General features: G+C 45.5%; 16 protein-coding genes. 14 read left to right on the forward strand and 2 right to left on the reverse strand.

The features are described 5' to 3' along the window. Positions 1–25 precede the first annotated feature (25 nt). The 4 genes from KEJ24_05070 (at position 26) to KEJ24_05085 (ending at position 4,169) form a co-directional block, all read left to right on the forward strand. Positions 26–2,434, forward strand: a complete 2,409-nt coding sequence (locus tag KEJ24_05070) for a hydrogenase iron-sulfur subunit (GenBank protein MBS7647186.1) — start codon at positions 26–28, stop codon at positions 2,432–2,434. Between the two features lie 32 nt (positions 2,435–2,466). After that, entirely contained in the window at positions 2,467–2,973 is a 507-nt protein-coding gene (locus tag KEJ24_05075; protein MBS7647187.1) for a 4Fe-4S dicluster domain-containing protein, read from the forward strand. Then, positions 2,970–3,845, forward strand: a complete 876-nt coding sequence (locus tag KEJ24_05080) for a CoB--CoM heterodisulfide reductase subunit B (protein ID MBS7647188.1) — start codon at positions 2,970–2,972, stop codon at positions 3,843–3,845. Before KEJ24_05075 ends, KEJ24_05080 begins: the two co-directional genes overlap by 4 nt. Before the next feature lie 126 nt (positions 3,846–3,971). Then, positions 3,972–4,169: a hypothetical protein gene (locus KEJ24_05085; GenBank protein MBS7647189.1), complete on the forward strand. Its 198-nt coding sequence runs from the start codon at positions 3,972–3,974 to the stop codon at positions 4,167–4,169. Here the strand turns inward: KEJ24_05085 and KEJ24_05090 are convergent. Continuing rightward, positions 4,166–4,633 carry a hypothetical protein gene (locus KEJ24_05090; GenBank protein ID MBS7647190.1) on the reverse strand — a complete coding sequence of 156 codons (468 nt, stop codon included), beginning with the start codon at positions 4,631–4,633 and terminating at the stop codon, positions 4,166–4,168. The genes KEJ24_05085 and KEJ24_05090 overlap by 4 nt on opposite strands. A 175-nt stretch (positions 4,634–4,808) precedes the next feature. Beyond that, entirely contained in the window at positions 4,809–5,843 is a 1,035-nt protein-coding gene (locus KEJ24_05095; protein MBS7647191.1) for a phosphate uptake regulator PhoU, read from the reverse strand. Between the two features lie 165 nt (positions 5,844–6,008). Here KEJ24_05095 and gcvH point away from each other — a divergent pair, with 165 nt between their 5' ends. The 10 genes from gcvH to KEJ24_05145 all read left to right on the forward strand — a co-directional run bounded on the left by gcvH (position 6,009) and on the right by KEJ24_05145 (position 17,086). Beyond that, positions 6,009–6,599, forward strand: coding sequence for a glycine cleavage system protein GcvH (gcvH, locus tag KEJ24_05100; protein ID MBS7647192.1), 591 nt, complete (start codon positions 6,009–6,011; stop codon positions 6,597–6,599). Between the two features lie 128 nt (positions 6,600–6,727). After that, positions 6,728–8,446, forward strand: coding sequence for an FAD-dependent oxidoreductase (locus tag KEJ24_05105; protein MBS7647193.1), 1,719 nt, complete (start codon positions 6,728–6,730; stop codon positions 8,444–8,446). A 6-nt stretch (positions 8,447–8,452) separates the two neighbouring features. After that, the gene (locus tag KEJ24_05110) at positions 8,453–9,202 is read left to right on the forward strand and encodes a hydrogenase iron-sulfur subunit (protein MBS7647194.1); all 750 of its coding nucleotides are present in this window, start codon (positions 8,453–8,455) and stop codon (positions 9,200–9,202) included. Between the two features lie 2 nt (positions 9,203–9,204). Further along, complete coding sequence (locus KEJ24_05115; protein ID MBS7647195.1) at positions 9,205–12,237, forward strand: CoB--CoM heterodisulfide reductase iron-sulfur subunit A family protein; 3,033 nt, start codon at positions 9,205–9,207, stop codon at positions 12,235–12,237. Next, the gene (locus KEJ24_05120) at positions 12,234–12,671 is read left to right on the forward strand and encodes a hydrogenase iron-sulfur subunit (protein ID MBS7647196.1); all 438 of its coding nucleotides are present in this window, start codon (positions 12,234–12,236) and stop codon (positions 12,669–12,671) included. The genes KEJ24_05115 and KEJ24_05120 overlap by 4 nt, the downstream gene beginning before the upstream one ends. Continuing rightward, positions 12,668–13,234 carry a 4Fe-4S dicluster domain-containing protein gene (locus tag KEJ24_05125; GenBank protein MBS7647197.1) on the forward strand — a complete coding sequence of 189 codons (567 nt, stop codon included), beginning with the start codon at positions 12,668–12,670 and terminating at the stop codon, positions 13,232–13,234. The genes KEJ24_05120 and KEJ24_05125 overlap by 4 nt, the downstream gene beginning before the upstream one ends. Further along, positions 13,231–14,109, forward strand: coding sequence for a CoB--CoM heterodisulfide reductase iron-sulfur subunit B family protein (locus KEJ24_05130; GenBank protein ID MBS7647198.1), 879 nt, complete (start codon positions 13,231–13,233; stop codon positions 14,107–14,109). Before KEJ24_05125 ends, KEJ24_05130 begins: the two co-directional genes overlap by 4 nt. Before the next feature lie 9 nt (positions 14,110–14,118). After that, a complete protein-coding gene (locus tag KEJ24_05135; GenBank protein MBS7647199.1) occupies positions 14,119–15,102 on the forward strand; it encodes an oxidoreductase in 984 nt (327 codons plus the stop codon). Further along, on the forward strand, positions 15,099–16,553 hold the full coding sequence (locus tag KEJ24_05140; protein MBS7647200.1) for a Ni/Fe hydrogenase subunit alpha: 1,455 nt from the start codon (positions 15,099–15,101) through the stop codon (positions 16,551–16,553). The genes KEJ24_05135 and KEJ24_05140 overlap by 4 nt, the downstream gene beginning before the upstream one ends. Positions 16,554–16,594: 41 nt before the next feature. After that, a complete protein-coding gene (locus tag KEJ24_05145; GenBank protein MBS7647201.1) occupies positions 16,595–17,086 on the forward strand; it encodes a hydrogenase 3 maturation endopeptidase HyCI in 492 nt (163 codons plus the stop codon). Positions 17,087–17,126 lie beyond the last annotated feature (40 nt).

Raw genomic sequence — 17,126 nt, forward strand, 5'->3', positions numbered from 1 at the left:
AGGGAGAAAAAAGAAGGTGAAAATTATGGAAGAAGCCAAAGTTGGAGTCTTTCTATCTGACTGTGGTGGGCAAATTCCCAAAATCCTAGACTTCGAGGCTCTGACAAATTTTGTGAAGAGCGTCCCAGGGGTTGCATTAGTCGCTAGAGGGAGCGAGTTCTGGAGAGGTCAAGGCCTCCAAACGATAGTGGACGCTGTTAAAACTAAGAAGATAAACCGAGTGGTCGTTGCGGAAACTGTTCCAAAAATAAGCGAGGTAGCCATTTCAAAAGCCGTTGAAAGAGCTGGACTCAACTCACACCTAGTGGAGGTTGTAGACATTAAAGACCATTGTGCATGGCCGCACAGAGACATGCCTAAAGAGGCTACGGAGAAGGCTAAGGCAATGATTCTGGCAGCTATTGAAAAAGCTAAGCTGATGGAGCCGATAGATAAGGCTGAGTTTCCATCCGTAAAATCCGTCCTTGTAATAGGCGGTGGAGTCGCTGGAATGCAGGCAGCTGAAGACTTGGCTGAAATGGGGTTCCAAGTTTACCTTGTTGAGAAAGAGCCATTTTTGGGTGGTTTAGCAGCCAAAGCCGTGCGTTTCTTCCCAACAGACGATTGCGCCATATGCATCCAGTCTCCGGCAAGCCTTACCGCTGTGACTCAAACTTCAAGAAAGTGTGTTTACCGTTCAGGCTTGTCGGAAATCCCAAATCTAAACATTTTAACAAACGCTAAAGTCGTGAAAGTCGAGGGCGGTCCGGGCAACTTTAAGGTGACTGTTGAACGTAGGCCTCGCTACGTGGATGAAAAGAAATGCGTGGCGTGTGACCTCTGCACAAGCGTCTGCCCGGTTGAATCGCCAGACGAGTATAACGCTAGACTTTCGAAGCGTAAAGCCATCTACATAAACAAACCGCTTGTATACCCACCGGTCTACGTTATAGACGCTAAAGCATGCAAATTCCACGCGTGCGCCAAATGCGTTGAAGTTTGTCCAACGAAAGCCATAAACCTCGACAAGAAACCCGAACACTTGACGCTTAACGTCGGCAGCATCATTGTGGCCACAGGTTTCCGTGAATACGATCCAAGCGTCATCAAAGAATATCATTATGGCGAATACCCAGACGTGGTAACCCATCTAGAATTGGCGAGAATGTTAGATGCCTTCGGTCCAACTGGCGGCGTACCCGTTAGGCCTTCAGATGGAAAACCAGCTAAACGCGTAGTGTTCGTGCAGTGCGTTGGCTCAAGAGATCGCCGCTGGAATCCATACTGTTCGAGCATCTGCTGCATGATTTCATTGAAGCATGCCACCATGATTAAAGAGGCTTTTCCAGACACAGATTTAACCATATGCTACATAGACATCCGTGCGACAGGCCGGGAACACGAATACTATTATGAAAAAGCCAGGGAAATGGGCGTCAAATTTGTCAAGGGGAGGCCTTCTGAAATAATTCATGATCCAGCCACAAACACGTTAATTGTTGAGGTAGAAGACGAACTTTTACGAAGGCTTTTGGAACTTGAAGCCGACCTAGTGGTTTTAGCCACGGCCATGGTTCCATCCGAAGATGCGAAAGAGCTGGCTCAAATCTTAGGCATCGAGCTTGACCAAGACGGCTTCTTTAAGGAGTACAATGCCAAGCTTAGGCCCACAGAAACAAAGCGGAGAGGGATCTTCATCTGCGGAGGCTCGGTCTTCCCGAAAGACGTGCCGACGGCTTCACTCCATGCCCACTCGGCGGCTGTGAAGGCTGCTAAGTTTCTTATGAACGGCAAAATTGTTAAAGATTTGAGGGTGGCAGTTGTTAATCAAGACTATTGTGGAAACTGCCAATTCTGTCCGGTAACATGCCCATACGGCGCCATAACCTTAGAGCCTAAGGGAGAAGGGCACTTCGCTGCGAAGGTTTCAGAGCTTCTCTGCGAGGGCTGCGGTGTATGTGTTGGCACATGCCCAGTTGGCGCCATAGAGCTTCGCCACCTCAAGCCAAGCCAAATATCCGCCCAGATAAGAGCGCTGTTAGCCGTTAATGGCACTTCAAAGCCGCTTGTGTTGGCCTTCAGCTGTTCCGAATGTGGCCATGCAGCTGTGGATTCTTCTGGAATGGCTATGATGAGTTACCCAGCTAACGTTAGGGTGCTGCGGGTTCCATGCACAGGCATAATCCAAGTCCATCACATACTTGAAGCTTTCAAGGCTGGGGCCCAAGGCGTTATGGTGGTTGGCTGTAAGCCTGATGGATGCCACTATGAGGTTGGAAGCCAAAAGGCCAAACAAAAAGTGGAAATGGCGAAGATGCTGCTCCAAGCCTATGGTATAGAACCTGAAAGACTTGAAATGTTCAATTTGGTCTTCGTCGAGGGCGACAAATTCGCTGAAGCAGCCAAAGCTATGACTGAAAGAGTGGAGAAACTAGGTCCACTGCAGTTTGCCTAGGAACGTCGCAAAACCTTAAGGAGAGAAGCAAAGTGGCTGAAGAAAAACTTCTCGACTTTGCAAGGGAAATAACTGGTAGACTCGGGGGAGAGACAATAACCAATTGCTATCAATGTGGCACATGTGCCAGCACTTGCCCAGTAGCGAGGACAACAGAACGCTATAACCCCCGTCAAATACTTAGACTTGCCCTTCTTGGGCAGAGAGACGAGATCCTTAAAGGCGATGCCATTTGGCTTTGTGCCTCATGCTATAACTGCCAAGAGCGATGTCCTCAAAAAGTTGAAATTGCAGACGTAATATATGCCTTAAGAAACATAGCCATTCAAGAAGGCAATACACCAGCAATATACACGGATTTTGCAACAGCCCTAATAAGCGAAGGCCGTCTAGCCCCAATCTCAAAATTCTTGGAAAAGAAGAGAGCAGAATACGGATTACCAGCAATAAAACCAACAGGCCTAGAAGCTCTCAAAAAGATTCTGGCGGCAACAGGCTTTGATAAAATCGTATTCAAAAAGGAGGGTGCAACTAAATGACAAGTTACGCCCTGTTTTTAGGCTGCACAATACCTGCCCGTCAACCTCACTATGAATTGGCGGCAAGGAAAGCTCTAACAAAACTTGGAATACAACTTGTGGATTTAGATGGCATGACGTGCTGTGCGCCACCACCAATTCAATCCATAGACTTGGAAACAAGCCTTGCGGTAGCCGCTTACAACATTTGCCTAGCAGAAGAAGCGGACCTAAACATTGTCACATTATGCACTGGATGCTTCGAATCCCTAACTATAGCAAACCGCCTCTTGAAAGAAAAGCCGAAACTCCGCGAAAAAATAAACAAAGTTTTGTCTAATGCCGGGAAAGAGTTCAAAGGCACGAAAGAGGTTAAGCATTACCTACAAGTGCTCATGGGCGACGTAGGCGTAGACCGCTTAAAACAAAATGTTGTCAAACCTCTAAAAAACCTTAAGGTGGCTGCGTTCTCTGGGTGTCACTTACTGAGGCCAAGCGAAATATTGCGATTTGACGATCCAGAGCGTCCACGCATATTTGACACTCTAATTGAAGCCTTAGGCGCTAAAAGCATACCATATAAGAACAAACTGCGTTGCTGCGGCGGTCTCCTAAGAGGATATGCGGATGATGTAGCCTTGGCCATAGCGAGAGACAAAATTGTAAATGCCTATAACGCTGGAGCCGACTGCATATCAACTCTATGTCCATTCTGCTTCTTAACTCTAGACCTTGGACAAACACTAATAAAAGCTACATACAAGGAAGAATACAATCTGCCAATAATTCATTACGCTGAACTTTTAAGCCTAAGCTTAGGAGTGGAACCAAAAGAGCTGGCCCTAGATTTTCATAAAGTGAAAATTGACAAAGTTTTAGAGAAAATACGCTAAAAATTTACACATCATGATCTTTTTCTTTTTCATATTTGAGTTGGCAGAGGTTATTAACTTAGTTTTCTCATTTTCTGCAAGAAAGTGTTAAAAGCCGATATGCACATTAGCTTTTGAGGATGAACTATGAAGATTACCGCTCTCAAAGAACATAAGTGCTTCTGTTGTGGTGGAACCATTGTGAAGGGAGATGAATGTTTTGTATTCATCGTCAACCCTGAAAATCCAAATAAAAGTGAATTTGACGTCATTTATACTTGTATAAAGTGTGCCGAAGAAGAGGCTTGCCGAAGGAGGATTAGACAGAAAGGCGTATCAGTTTAGTTTCTGTAGTTAATTGTTGTTTTTATCTTTGGGATTTCAACCTCTAAAGCTTCATTGTTGTTGCATCGCATAATCATGTTTTCAACTTGTAATTCTTCAACGGGGAGATCAACCTTCCAGCACATGTTCTCCACACATATTTGCAAGCCCTCGTCAGCTTTGTTAACAGTTATTCTATGGCTCTTGCAGCGGCATTGCATTAAAACCTTAATGTAATTTTCATCTTCAAAAACATCTATCAATGGTTCTTCAATGTGGGGAAGCGGGATGAAATGCTTAACTGATGGGCCACTTTCAAATTTTTCCTCAAACACATATTTTCTCTTCAAAAGCTTTTCAATAGGTTCCAGTGGGTTTTCTTTGCCAAGGTCTTCCTCCTCTTTGAGGCTTTTCACTAGTTTTTTAGCTAAAACTTTGCAGAAGATGTCTATATTTCTTAAAGCCTCATCAAAATCATCGCTCATGGAGCTTCCCTAAATAAAGTATTTACCTAATCCTATTTAACTTTGTTTGTTTTAAGTTTAACTGAAGACTAGTTTAGCTTTAGAGAAACTTTTGAGGCAGAGGTCAAGTGCTTGTTGCTTTCTATTCTTGCGCCTGCGATGGAATAGTCGTTGACTTAGGTAACCATTGGAAAGCTTACTTCTTTCCTATGGTTAAGGGCAAAGTTCTAAAATGTTTCACTGCCCGAACAACGTTGCCAATGAACTTGTTAGGATCCTCTAAGGCTCTGTTTACGGCTATTTCAGCAATTGTTGCGCCTTTATCAGCGATTTTGCTCAAACATGAAATAATCGACCTTATATAGGGAATCTCCGGGGCCTCCCGCATAAGCCTGTTTGAGTCGACTTCAAGTACTTTAAGCATTTCTAAAAGTTGATTTGCTACTTTCAAGTCGCGCGTGAAAACGCATTCAACTGACTTTTGAAAGATTGTTTGAGCCATGTCACTTATATGAAATATTTGGTCAACAATGTTTTCTTGTAGCATGTTTCTGTAAATCTCCATTTCTAGGACTTCCTTCGCTAAATCTTCGGAGTAATCTGCCACCAACTCTAGGTACTGCAATATAAGCCTTGCTGCCGGTATGAAAATGACATCTGACATGCCGACTTCTTCGGCTATAACCGGCTTGGCTTGAGCCAAAAGGAGCAGTCGCACCGCTAAATAGTATATTTTATCTGCTTCATCTTCTCTGGCTATGGCTTCTTCTACAAGACTATATTTCTTTTCTTTGAAGCCCTGCATGGCTTCAGAAAGTATCGTTGATGCTATTAGGGCGAGTCGTCGGATGAGCATGTCAAGTTTGAATTTCGTGGTGTCTATGGAACATTGGAGTAGGATGCTTTTTGGAGTTTCCTCTAGGATACCGAGACCTATGAGCTTTTGAACTATCCTTCGCACTTCGTCCACATGGTTCTTTTCTATACGGTTTGCGGAGATCACGCGAATAACATCACGTCCAAGAATGTAGCTTCCAACAATTATCCTCTCGAGCATGCCGGGTTCGTCGCATGCATCAGCATTAACCACATACTCGTCGGCTTCTTCCCGTTGAGCCACATGTCTCGGCATTATTTTTAGTGAACCGTCCCTCTCAGGAAGTATGAATAGTATGTCTTTTGGTTTTATACCCTGTTCCTTAACCCAGTCGTTTGGTAGGGAAACGGTCATTGTTGAATGCCCCACTCTTTGAACTTTTCTAATTTCCAAGTTATTCCCTCTATTTACGGTATTTATTTTTGCGAATTTATTTATTCTATATTTTCTATTTACGCTAGATATATATTTTTCGCTTTATTCTATATATCACGCAGATGTGAAGGAGGTTGATAATAAATGTCTGAATGGAAAACCGTAAGCATAAGACAAGAACTAATAAAGGAAATCGAGAGAATCCTTAGAACAGGACGCTACCGAAGCGTTTCAGAGTTCGTCTCAGAAGCCATAAGACTCCGCTTAGAGGAGCTCATGCGGGCTGAAGGAATTCCAGCCGCCAAACGTGAAGAGCTCCTGGCAATACCGGAACAACTATTATACACGCCAAAACATACATGGGCACAAATAACACCTGAAGGAAACATCCGTGTGGGTGTTTCAGACTACGCTCAGAGACACCTTAAAGGCATAGCAAATATTATGACTGAACCTGTGGGGAAAGAAATTGCCAAAATGGAACCCTTCGGTGTGGCTGAAACCTGGATGTTTATGTTTGACTTATATGCGCCAGTAAGTGGCAAGATTGTTAAGGTTAATGAAAAATTGAAGGATAAGCCATACTTAGTTAACGAGGATCCATACGGTGAAGGCTGGATCATTGAAATTAAACCCAAAAACTCGCTTACGCTTGAAGAAGAACTCAAGAGTCTTCTAAGCTCTAGAGAATACAACAAGTGGGTTAGCAAACTTGAGGGAAGATTACGTGAATAAAATCCCTCCAATTCCCCCTCTTTTTCTGTGTCAAAATTTTAAGCTACATTTATGCCAGGCTTGATTTGAATGCCTTAATATATTGGAATCAAACTTTAAATTAGCTTCTAAGAAGGCTGATAGCCTTGATGGAGAAATCTTCACAACAAGAAATTAGAAAATTACCACCTTGCAGAGCAGCATGTCCAGCGCATGTCAATGTTCAAGCCTATGTAGCCCTTATTCAAAGAGGCAAATTCAAAGAGGCCGTTGAAGTCATAAGGCGTGACATGCCCTTTCCAGCAATCTGCGGAAGGGTTTGCTTCAGCCCATGTGAAGATGCTTGTGCACGAGTTAACCTTGACCAAGCAGTAGCCATACGCGCCTTGAAAAGACTTGTAGCTGACATAGAACGCGAACAAGGAAGGGTGATCGCCGAACCAGTTCCCAAAAAATACAGTGAAAAGGTCGCCATAGTCGGCGCTGGTCCAGCGGGTTTAGCCGCAGCCTATGAACTCGCAAAGTTGGGCTATTATGTCACTGTTTTTGAGAGGATGTCTGAGCCTGGTGGCATGATGCGTCACTGCATACCAGACTTTCGCCTCGAAAAATTTGTTGTGGCAAACGAAATTGCTTACATAAAAGATATAGGTGTCGAAATCAAAACTGGAGTGGAATTCGGCAAAGACATAACCATTGAAAGTCTGAAAAGGAACGGGTATAAGGCTATTTTTTTAGCTATTGGGACACAGCTTGGGATGAAGTTAAACGTGCCCGGCGAAGACTTAGAAGGTGTAATAAATGCCGTGGACTTTTTGAGGGCCATTGCCCTCGGAAAGGAAATAGTCGTAGGCGAAAGGGTGGCAGTCATAGGCGGAGGCAACACGGCCATCGACGCTGCAAGAACGGCCAAAAAGCTAGGCGCAAAAGAGGTTATGATTCTTTATAGGCGATCTCGCGAGGAGATGCCGGCGCTTCCTCATGAAGTGGAGTTGGCTGAAAAAGATGGAATAAAATTCTACTTCTTAGTAGCGCCTAAACAGATTATAGGCGAGAATGGAAAGGTTAAGGCTGTTGAATGTTTGAGGATGCGCTTGGGCGAGCCTGACGAAAGTGGAAGGAGACGTCCTATTCCCATAGCCTTCTCGGAACACCGATATGAGGTAGACATGGTCGTCCCAGCACTGGGTCAAATAGTTGAAACATCAGTTTTGCCGCCTGAGCTTTTAAGCAAAGATAAACGTGGTCCACCGTTGCAAGTTGACCCGTTAACATTGGAAACAAATATTCCTGGAGTTTTTGCTGGCGGGGACGTTGCTACAGGCCCAGCAAGCATCATTGAGGCTGTGGGCGCTGGGAAACGCGCAGCCGTTTCCATACATCGTTATCTACGGGGTGAAGACTTGCGAAAAAATAGGGATGAAAAGAAAATCGAGGAGACAACATGGGTTAAAGATTGGCGTCTGCTCGATAAGAAGGAACGCAGATACTACGCCCCAATAGAGAAGCCTCACCTAAGCTTTGAAGAGGCAAAATTGTATCTTGAAAAATTAAAGCGCCAAGCAAGATTTGAGGCGTATCGTTGTCTAGGATGCGGGCCGTGTGCCGAGTGTCTTGCGGGCATGGAGCTTTGTGAGGGTGACAAGGCTGTTGTCGACGAGGGCAAGTGTGTAGGCTGTAACGTTTGTGCCGTTGTTTGTCCAGTAGGAGCTGTCAAAAAGAACGTGAAAGGCGTAGCCCAAGTAAATGAGGAGCTTTGCAAGGGCTGCGGGCTATGCGCGGCGCGCTGCCCAGAAAGAGCTATATCCATGCAGAAGCTTTCCAACGAGCAGATTCTAAGCATGGTTTTAACAGCCTTGGAGAGGTGATGATGAATGAACCCTAACTCCAATCCACCTAAAATTGTTTGTTTCATGTGCAACTGGGCTTTCTGTGAGGAGGAAATGCGAATACCCTACAACGTTAACATCATAAGAGTCATGTGTGTCGGAAGAATAGATCCAGCGCTTGTTCTGGAGACTTTTGCTAATGGAGCTGAAGGCGTAATGCTTGTGGGATGTAAGCCTCCCGACTGCCACTTTGTTGATGGAAACCTTCATGCGAAGCTAGCGGTTAAACTATTGAGTAAGCTTTTGTCTCTGGCTGGGCTGGAACCTGAAAGGTTGAAGCTTCTTCTTGTCTCACCATTGGAGGATAAAGACTTCAGCTATTATGCTAAAGAATTCTCTGAAGAAGTTTGGAAGCTTGGGAGCTCACCACTGAACAAGGAGGAAATTGCAGCCAATCTTACGGCGGCGAAAGAGGCTGCTTCAGCCTTTAGACTGCGCGTTTTACTAGGAAGGGAGGAGGAGCTCACGGATTTTGCCAACGCTTATGGCGAGAAAATATTGAAGGGAGAGTTTGACGCTTTAATGGACGACGTTATCAAGGCGGAGTTCATCCGCTACAAAATTCACTACTTGACGAGAATTAAACCCCGCTCTGTTAAGGAGCTTGCCCAAATCCTCGGATTAAAGCCATCCACTGTTTTGAGGCATATAACAAACATGAGGCGTAAGGGCATGATCGCCCTTGACAGGGTTGAAGGTTACACACCCTTATACAAGGCTTTGGAGGTGCGTTGAAAATGGTGAATGAAAAGGTTGGTGCAGTTCTTGTTGTCGGCGGCGGCGTAGCTGGGATACAAGCTGCTCTGGACTTAGCTGATTCAGGCTTTAAAGTGTACATGGTGGATCAGTCGCCGAGCATTGGTGGCGTTATGGCTCAGCTTGACAAAACTTTTCCGACAAATGATTGTTCCATGTGTATTTTGGCGCCTAAGCTTGTGGCTGCTGGAAGGCACCCTAACATTTCGCTTATTACGAACAGCGAAGTACTTGGCTTAAGAGGTGAAGCTGGAAATTTCGAAGTAAAAATTCGAAAGAGAAGCCGCTACATAAATGAGAATAAATGCAACGGCTGCGGACTATGCGCACAAAAATGTCCGGTTGAAGCCATAGACACCTACAACAAGGGATTAACGGACAGAAGCGCCGTCTATGTTGAATTTCCACAAGCGGTTCCACTACGATATAAGATAGACCGCGAAAAATGCATAGGCTGCAGAACATGCCAAGAGGTTTGTAAGGCAAATGCCGTCGAATACGACCAAAAGGACAGCGAAATAACCCTGAAAGTCGGCGCAGTGATCTTGGCGCCAGGCTTTGAACCCTTCGACGCAAGACTCAAAAGCGAGTATGGTTATGGCAGGTATGCAAACGTCGTCACAAGCATAGAGTTTGAACGCATACTGAGTGCTTCCGGTCCTTATGGCGGAATTGTTTTAAGGCCCTCGGATGGCGAGATTCCGCGTAGACTTGCCTTCGTCCAGTGTGTGGGTTCTCGTGATGCCCAGCTTGGAAACCTTTATTGTTCGGCTGCTTGCTGCATGTACAGCATTAAGGAGGCAATAATAGCTAAAGAACATGTTCCAACAAAGTTAGACTGTACAATATTCTATATGGACATAAGGGCTTACGGCAAGGAATTTGACGCTTATTATAAGCGCGCTCAAGAGGAGTATGGCATACGCTTTGTGCGTTCGAGGGTTGCAAGCATAACCGAGGATCCTGCAACAGGAAACCTATTCGTCCACTATGTAGGCGAGGATGAAACTCCGAGGATTGAAGAATTCGACATGATTGTGCTTTCCACGGGAATGCAGTCTCCCAAAAACGTGGAGAAATTGGCTGAAGCTTTGGGAATAAAACTTAACAAGTACCGGTTCTGTGAAACAAACACATTTACCCCATTGGAAACTTCAAAGCCCGGGGTTTTCGTTTGCGGAGCTTTCAGCTCACCCAAAGACATTCCGGAAAGCGTTGCCCAAGCAAGCGGCGCAGCGGCAAAAGCCATGGCGATAATCGCTACGGAAAGGGGCAAGCTTGTCGCCGTTAAGGAGTATCCTCCTGAACGGGACGTGAGCCAAGAAGAACCACGCATAGGCGTTTTTATTTGCCACTGCGGCATAAACATCGGCGGCATAGTTCGGGTTCCAGAGGTTGTGGAATACGCTAAAACTCTTCCAAATGTTGTCTATGCTGAAGACAACCTTTACACCTGCTCGGATGACACCCAAAAGCGGATCAAGGAGAAGATTAAGGAGTACAACCTGAACCGTGTTGTGGTAGCTTCATGCACGCCCAGAACACATGAGCCGCTTTTCCGCGAAACTGTCCGCGAGGCAGGCTTAAATCCATATCTATTCGAGATGGCTAACATCCGGGACCAGTGCAGCTGGGTGCACATGCATGAGCCAGACAAGGCGACGGAGAAAGCCAAAGACCTTGTCCGCTCGGTTGTTGCTAAGGCTAGACTACTTAAGCCTCTGAAGAACCCTACGGTAAACGTTACACCGGTAGCTCTTGTTATAGGTGGCGGCGTAGCCGGAATGACTGCAGCATTGGAGTTGGCAAATCAAGGGTTTGAAATTCACCTTGTTGAACGCGAGAAAGAGCTTGGTGGACACTTGCGGAAAATCTATTACTTGTTGGAGGGTGAAGATCCGCAGGAGCACTTGCGGAGACTTGTTAGGGCTGTTATGGAAAACAAGCTTATTCACGTTTACCTAGGCGCTGAGGTTGTTGATGTAAGCGGGTTCGTAGGCAACTTCAAATCAAGGATTAGGCTAGGCAGCGGTGAAGAAAAACAGATCGAGCACGGTGTGGTTATCGTTGCCACGGGTGCTGTTGAATACAAGCCCAAAGAATACTTGTATGGCCTGGATCCCCGCGTCTTAACCCAACATGAGTTGGAGGAGAAAATAGCCAAAGGCGAGTTTAACGCTAAAAAAGTAGTTATGATCCAATGTGTAGGCGCAAGAAACGAGGAACACCCCAACTGTGCACGGATATGCTGTGGACAAGCCATCAAAAACGCTTTGAAAATCAAAGAGTTAAACCCTGACGCTGAAGTTTATGTCCTCTACAAGGATGTTAGGAGCTACGGATTCAAAGAGGAGTATTACCGGGAAGCCACTGCCAAAGGCGTGCTCTTCATAAACTATTCGGATGAGAGAAAACCAAAAGTATCTAATGATGGTGGCGAACTGAAAGTTTCCTTCTATGAACCGGTGTTAAAGCAGGAAATCCAAATCGAACCGGACATTGTTGTTTTAAGTGTTGCAACCATTCCGAACCCAGATAACAAGCGCGTAGCCGAAATGCTCAAAGTACCATTGACAAAGGACGGCTTCTTCCTAGAAGCTCACATGAAACTTCGCCCAGTTGACTTCCAGACGGACGGTGTTTTCCTATGCGGAATGGCACACTCACCAAAATATATTGAAGAAAGCATTTCTCAAGCGTGTGCTGCAGCGGCACGGGCAGCTACCATATTGTCAAAGAAAGCTCTTGAAATGGAAGGAATCGTGGCAAATGTGAATGAAGATTTATGTAGTGGATGTAGAATCTGTGAATTTCTATGTCCCTACGGAGCGATTGAAATGCTAGAAAAGGAAGAAAAGGTAGTCGCACACGTGATTGAAGCTCTTTGTAAGGGCTGCGGCGCATGTGGCACCGCGTGCCCAACAAAGGCAATAGTTCTCGGTCACTTTACAACGGAGGAAATCCTCGCCCAGGTTAGGGCAGTCCTGCGAGAGGTGGAGGTGGCGGCTAAATGAGCGAAGTCCAAAAGGATTTCGAACCGAAAATTGTCGGTTTCCTCTGCAACTGGTGTTCTTATGCAGGCGCGGACCTAGCTGGCGTAAGTCGAATTCAGTATCCTCCGAACATCCGTATTATCCGTGTCATGTGCAGCGGTAGAGTCGATCCAGCGTTTATCCTTGAAGCCTTAAAAAACGGCGCCGATGGTGTTCTGGTGGCTGGTTGCCACCTACCGTCCGATTGTCACTATCTTAGTGGTAATTTTAAGGCTTTGCGAAGGGTAACGCTATTAAAGAAGGTGCTTAAAGATTTTGGGATAGAACCCGAACGTGTGCGGTTGGAGTGGGTCTCCGCTAGTGAGGGAGACAAATTCGCGGCCGTAGTTCGGGACATGGTTGAACAAATCAAGAAGCTTGGTCCAAACCCGTTGAAAATGGAGGCGAAGAAATGAGCGAAAAAAGTGTGGTTCGCGAATATACACCACCAGTGATTAAAGCTGAAGAGCTTGATCCCAAATTCAAGTATAAAATGAGCAGGATGCATGGCGCAGAAAAAATTATGGCGTGTTTCCAGTGTGGCACGTGCACAGCTGACTGCCCCATTGCCAGATTCAGTGAATTTTATCGGCCGCGTCGCATAGCCCGCATGGTTCAGCTAGGCTTGAAGGATAGGCTTCTGTTAGATAAGGCTTTGTGGCTTTGCTCCTCATGCTTCACATGTGTAGATCATTGCCCTCAAGGCGTGGAAATAGCTGGCATAGTTCGCGTTCTACGGAATATGGCAGTAGCAGAAAAGAATATTCTGCCACTTGTTTATAAGGAGTTGGCAACGAATTTGATGAAGAGCGGCTTTGTCTATGAAATTCCAGAATCAAGACTTCAAAAGCGTGTTGAGCAGGGATTGCCGCCGTTGCCCAAGCCTAACGTAAGCGAGGTTATGAAAATTTTCGAGGTTACTGGTTCCGCAAGCTTGATTGAAAAGGTTCAAACCATTGCAAGGGTGGAGAGTAAATGAGCAACCCCAAATATTTGCTGTTTCCGGGTTGTGTGATCCCGTATAGGCTTTCAAGCTACGAGATTTCAGCAAGAAAAGTGCTTGCAAAACTTGGCGTTGAAATTGTGGAGATGCCCGAATACAACTGTTGCGGCTATCCCATGGATGTTATAAACCATGATTTAATGTTGACTTTGGCTGCGAGAAACCTTTGCATAGCTGAGAAAGCAGGCTTACCGATAATGACGCTTTGCAATGGCTGCTTCTGTAGTCTAAACGAAACCAACAAACTATTGAAGGAGGACAAGAAGCTTCGGGAAAAAATTAACGGATACTTGAAAGAAATAGGTATGGAATTTAAAGGCACAACTGAGGTTAAGCATATACTCTACGTGCTTTCTGAGGACGTTGGTTTCGAGAAAATAAAGAATTCTGTCGTTAAACCCTTAACTGGTATTCGTGTAGCCCAGCACAGTGGATGCCACGTTTTAAGACCCCGCAGATATGTAGGGCGAGACGACCCTGAAAATCCAACAACTCTCAAAGAGCTGATTAGACTGACTGGGGCTGAATGCTTAGACTATATGGATGAAACTGAATGCTGTGGAAACCCGGTTATAGGCGTTAACGAAGACGTACCTTTCCAGATGGCTAAGGAGAAGCTTGAACATGTACGGGCGGTTGGTGCCCAAGCGCTTATAACTATCTGCCCCTTCTGCCACATCATGTTCGACCTAAACCAGCCCAGAATTGAAAGAGCCTTTAACGAAAAATTCAATCTGCCAGTCCTCCATTACCCGCAGCTTCTAGGGTTAGCCATGGGCTTTTCGCCGGATGAGCTAGCCCTAGGCGAGCTTAGAGTCAAGCCTACCGAATTGTTAGGCTTAATCAAGTAGGTGAGAGATATGGCAAAACAGAAGTTAAAGTTCGCCTTTTACTGGGCGGCAAGCTGTGGTGGATGTGAAATCGCTGTTCTAGACATAAACGAGAAAATCTTGGACGTGGTGCAAATTGCCGATATAGTATTCTGGCCTGTTGCCATAGACATCAAATATAAGGATGTGGAAAGTATGCCCGACAAGTACATTGACGTGTGCTTCTTTAACGGTGGAATCCGTAACAGCGAACAAGAACACATGGCAAAGCTTCTTAGACAAAAATCAAAGATTCTAGTTGCCTATGGCGCATGTGCTCACCTCGGTGGCGTGCCTGGGCTGGCCAACCTCCATAATAAGAAGGAAATCTTCGAAAAAGTCTATACTCAAACCTTTTCAACGCATAATCCAAATGGGGTTTTTCCCCAGCCTAAAGTGCAAGTGAAAGAAGGTGTGCTGGAAATCCCAGAGTTTTACGACACTGTGCGAACTCTTGACCAGACGGTGAACGTTGACTATTATGTTCCAGGTTGTCCCCCAGCAGTTGAACGAACAATATTCGCATTGGAAGCTATAGCCAAAGGAGACCTGCCGCCTAAAGGCTCGGTACTAGCACCGTTAAAGTCTGTGTGCGATGATTGCCCCAAAAAGAAGGAAAATAAGAAAATCTCACGTATATACCGCGTCTACGAAAAGATTCCGGATCCGGAAAGATGCCTATTGGAACAGGGAATAATTTGCATGGGACCTGCTACAAGAGGTGGATGTGGCGCCAGATGCTTGAAGGCTGATATGCCTTGCACTGGTTGCGGTGGGCCTTGTCCAAACGCTCCGGAGCAAGGTGCTGCCATGATTAGCGCTTTAGCGTCCATTCTTGGCCTAGAAGAGGAGAAGGAGAAGTACACAGAGGAAGAGGTTGAAAAGCTGATTGACCAGATAAAAGATCCCGTTGGAACCTTCTACATGTATGCTTTACCAGCCTCAATTTTGAGGAGGAAGGTGATCCGCGAATGAAGGAAATTATCATAGACCCAATCACGAGACTTGAAGGTCATGGCAAAATAGCCATATTCCTAAACGATGCGGGCGAAGTTGAAAACGCCTATTTGCAGATTCCAGAGCTCCGCGGCTTCGAAAAGTTCTGCATTGGACGCAAAGCCGAAGATTTGCCTATCATAACGCCACGTATATGCGGTGTGTGTCCTGTTGCACACCACATGGCTAGCGCCAAAGCATTGGATGCTGCTTTCAATGTTGAACCACCTTCCGCTGCCAAGAAACTAAGGGAACTCATGTATTGTGGCTACTATATTTATGACCACACTTTGCACTTCTATTATCTAGGTGGACCAGACTTCGTTGTCGGACCGGATGCACCACCAGAGAAACGCAACATTTTAGGCGTTATTGAGAAGGCTGGATTAGAGATTGCTAAAGAAGTTATTAAGCATAGGGCTTACGGCCAACGGATAACTGAACTCATTGGTGGAAAGGCAACACACCCTGTCTGCGGACTGCCGGGTGGGGTTTCTAAACCTCTAAACGAAGAGAATAGACAAGAAATTGAGAAGATGGTGAAATCCTCTATCGAGTTTGCAAAGCTTTCGTTGAAACTTCTCCATAATATTGTCTTGGAAAACAGCAAATACGTGGAGTTGATTAAAAGCGACGTTTACGCGCTGCGCACCTATTACATGGGCTTGGTGGACGAACACAACAAGGTGAACTTTTACGACGGTAAAATCCGCGTCGTAGATCCCAACGGCAAAGAGTTCGTGAAGTTTGAGGCTAAAAACTATTTAGAGCATATTGTTGAGCATGTGGAGCCATGGACTTATGTGAAGCTTCCATACCTTAAGAAGGTTGGATGGAAAGGCTTTGTGGACGGACCTGAAAGTGGCATCTACCGTGTCGGCCCCCTTGGAAGACTCAATGCTGCAGACGGCATGGCAACACCCCTAGCCCAAGCAGAATATGAACGAATGTACAAGACTTTGGGCGGCAAGCCAGTGCACTCCACTCTGGCTTATCACTGGGCTAGGCTTATTGAGCTTCTGTACGCAGCTGAGAGGGCTTTAGAGCTTGTTAAGGATCCAGAGATTACAAGTGCTAATGTGAGGAGCAAGCCTGGCAAACCCGGCGAGGGCGTTGGCGTGGTGGAAGCATGCAGGGGCACTTTGATTCACCACTATGTTTTGGACGAGAATGCGCTGGTTAAGGACGTCAACTTGATTGTGGCCACAGTTAACAATGCACCCTCAATTAATATGTCTGTGCGGAATGCTGCCAAGGGTTTGATTCACGGAGGTAAAGTTGACCAAGGCTTGCTTAACATGGTGGAGATGGCTTTTAGGGCTTACGATCCATGTTTCGGTTGCGCAACCCACTTCGCTTTTGGACAAATGCCACTAACCATAGAAATCTACGACAGAGAAGGAAAGCTCATCAAAAAAGTGCAAAGATAAACACTTCATTTTCCCAGTTTCTTTCTTTTGGAGTTTGCCACTTGACAATGAAATACTCAATTAAGAAAAAGTTGAAGGAATGGCTTTCAAACGCCGAAAAAGTTGTTGTAGCAGGTGTTGGAAATCCTATTCGTATGGACGATTTTATCGGAGTGAAAATTGTTCGCGATCTTTATGGAAGGGTCTCCAAAGAAGTTCTTTTGATCGAGTGTGAAACCGTTCCGGAGAGTTATATCCAGCAAATAGTGGACTTTAATCCAACTCATATCTTGCTTATAGACGCCGCTGTTATGGGTTTGAAGCCTGGCGAATGTCGCCTCGTTAGACCGGAACATCTTAAAGTTTTTTCGGCTATTTCAACTCATGCACTTCCATTACGGGTGTTCTGCGATTATCTTGCAAAAACAACAAAAGCTAAGATAGCTCTCCTTCTAATAGAACCAAAGCAAACAGACTTCGGTGAAGAACTTTCCACGGAAATTGCAACTTCAGAAGAAGAAATAGTGAACCTCTTGCTCAGCATTCTTCCCTAGAACTTCATTATGTATTTAAAATCCGGAAAAATAAGAATGG

Source organism: Candidatus Bathyarchaeota archaeon (assembly GCA_018396705.1).
GTDB lineage: Archaea > Thermoproteota > Bathyarchaeia > Bathyarchaeales > Bathycorpusculaceae > DRVP01.

Excerpts from the sequence above, each read along its gene's own strand:
- KEJ24_05130 (MBS7647198.1), top strand. The coding sequence starts at position 13,231 with ATGAGCAACCCCAAATATTTGCTGTTTCCGGGTTGTGTGATCCCGTAT.
- KEJ24_05110 (MBS7647194.1), top strand. The coding sequence starts at position 8,453 with ATGAACCCTAACTCCAATCCACCTAAAATTGTTTGTTTCATGTGCAAC.
- KEJ24_05080 (MBS7647188.1), top strand. The coding sequence starts at position 2,970 with ATGACAAGTTACGCCCTGTTTTTAGGCTGCACAATACCTGCCCGTCAA.
- KEJ24_05070 (MBS7647186.1), top strand. The coding sequence starts at position 26 with ATGGAAGAAGCCAAAGTTGGAGTCTTTCTATCTGACTGTGGTGGGCAA.
- KEJ24_05095 (MBS7647191.1), bottom strand. The coding sequence starts at position 5,843 with ATGACCGTTTCCCTACCAAACGACTGGGTTAAGGAACAGGGTATAAAA.
- gcvH (MBS7647192.1), top strand. The coding sequence starts at position 6,009 with ATGTCTGAATGGAAAACCGTAAGCATAAGACAAGAACTAATAAAGGAA.
- KEJ24_05120 (MBS7647196.1), top strand. The coding sequence starts at position 12,234 with ATGAGCGAAGTCCAAAAGGATTTCGAACCGAAAATTGTCGGTTTCCTC.
- KEJ24_05090 (MBS7647190.1), bottom strand. The coding sequence starts at position 4,633 with ATGAGCGATGATTTTGATGAGGCTTTAAGAAATATAGACATCTTCTGC.
- KEJ24_05140 (MBS7647200.1), top strand. The coding sequence starts at position 15,099 with ATGAAGGAAATTATCATAGACCCAATCACGAGACTTGAAGGTCATGGC.
- KEJ24_05115 (MBS7647195.1), top strand. The coding sequence starts at position 9,205 with ATGGTGAATGAAAAGGTTGGTGCAGTTCTTGTTGTCGGCGGCGGCGTA.
- KEJ24_05135 (MBS7647199.1), top strand. The coding sequence starts at position 14,119 with ATGGCAAAACAGAAGTTAAAGTTCGCCTTTTACTGGGCGGCAAGCTGT.
- KEJ24_05085 (MBS7647189.1), top strand. The coding sequence starts at position 3,972 with ATGAAGATTACCGCTCTCAAAGAACATAAGTGCTTCTGTTGTGGTGGA.
- KEJ24_05105 (MBS7647193.1), top strand. The coding sequence starts at position 6,728 with ATGGAGAAATCTTCACAACAAGAAATTAGAAAATTACCACCTTGCAGA.
- KEJ24_05125 (MBS7647197.1), top strand. The coding sequence starts at position 12,668 with ATGAGCGAAAAAAGTGTGGTTCGCGAATATACACCACCAGTGATTAAA.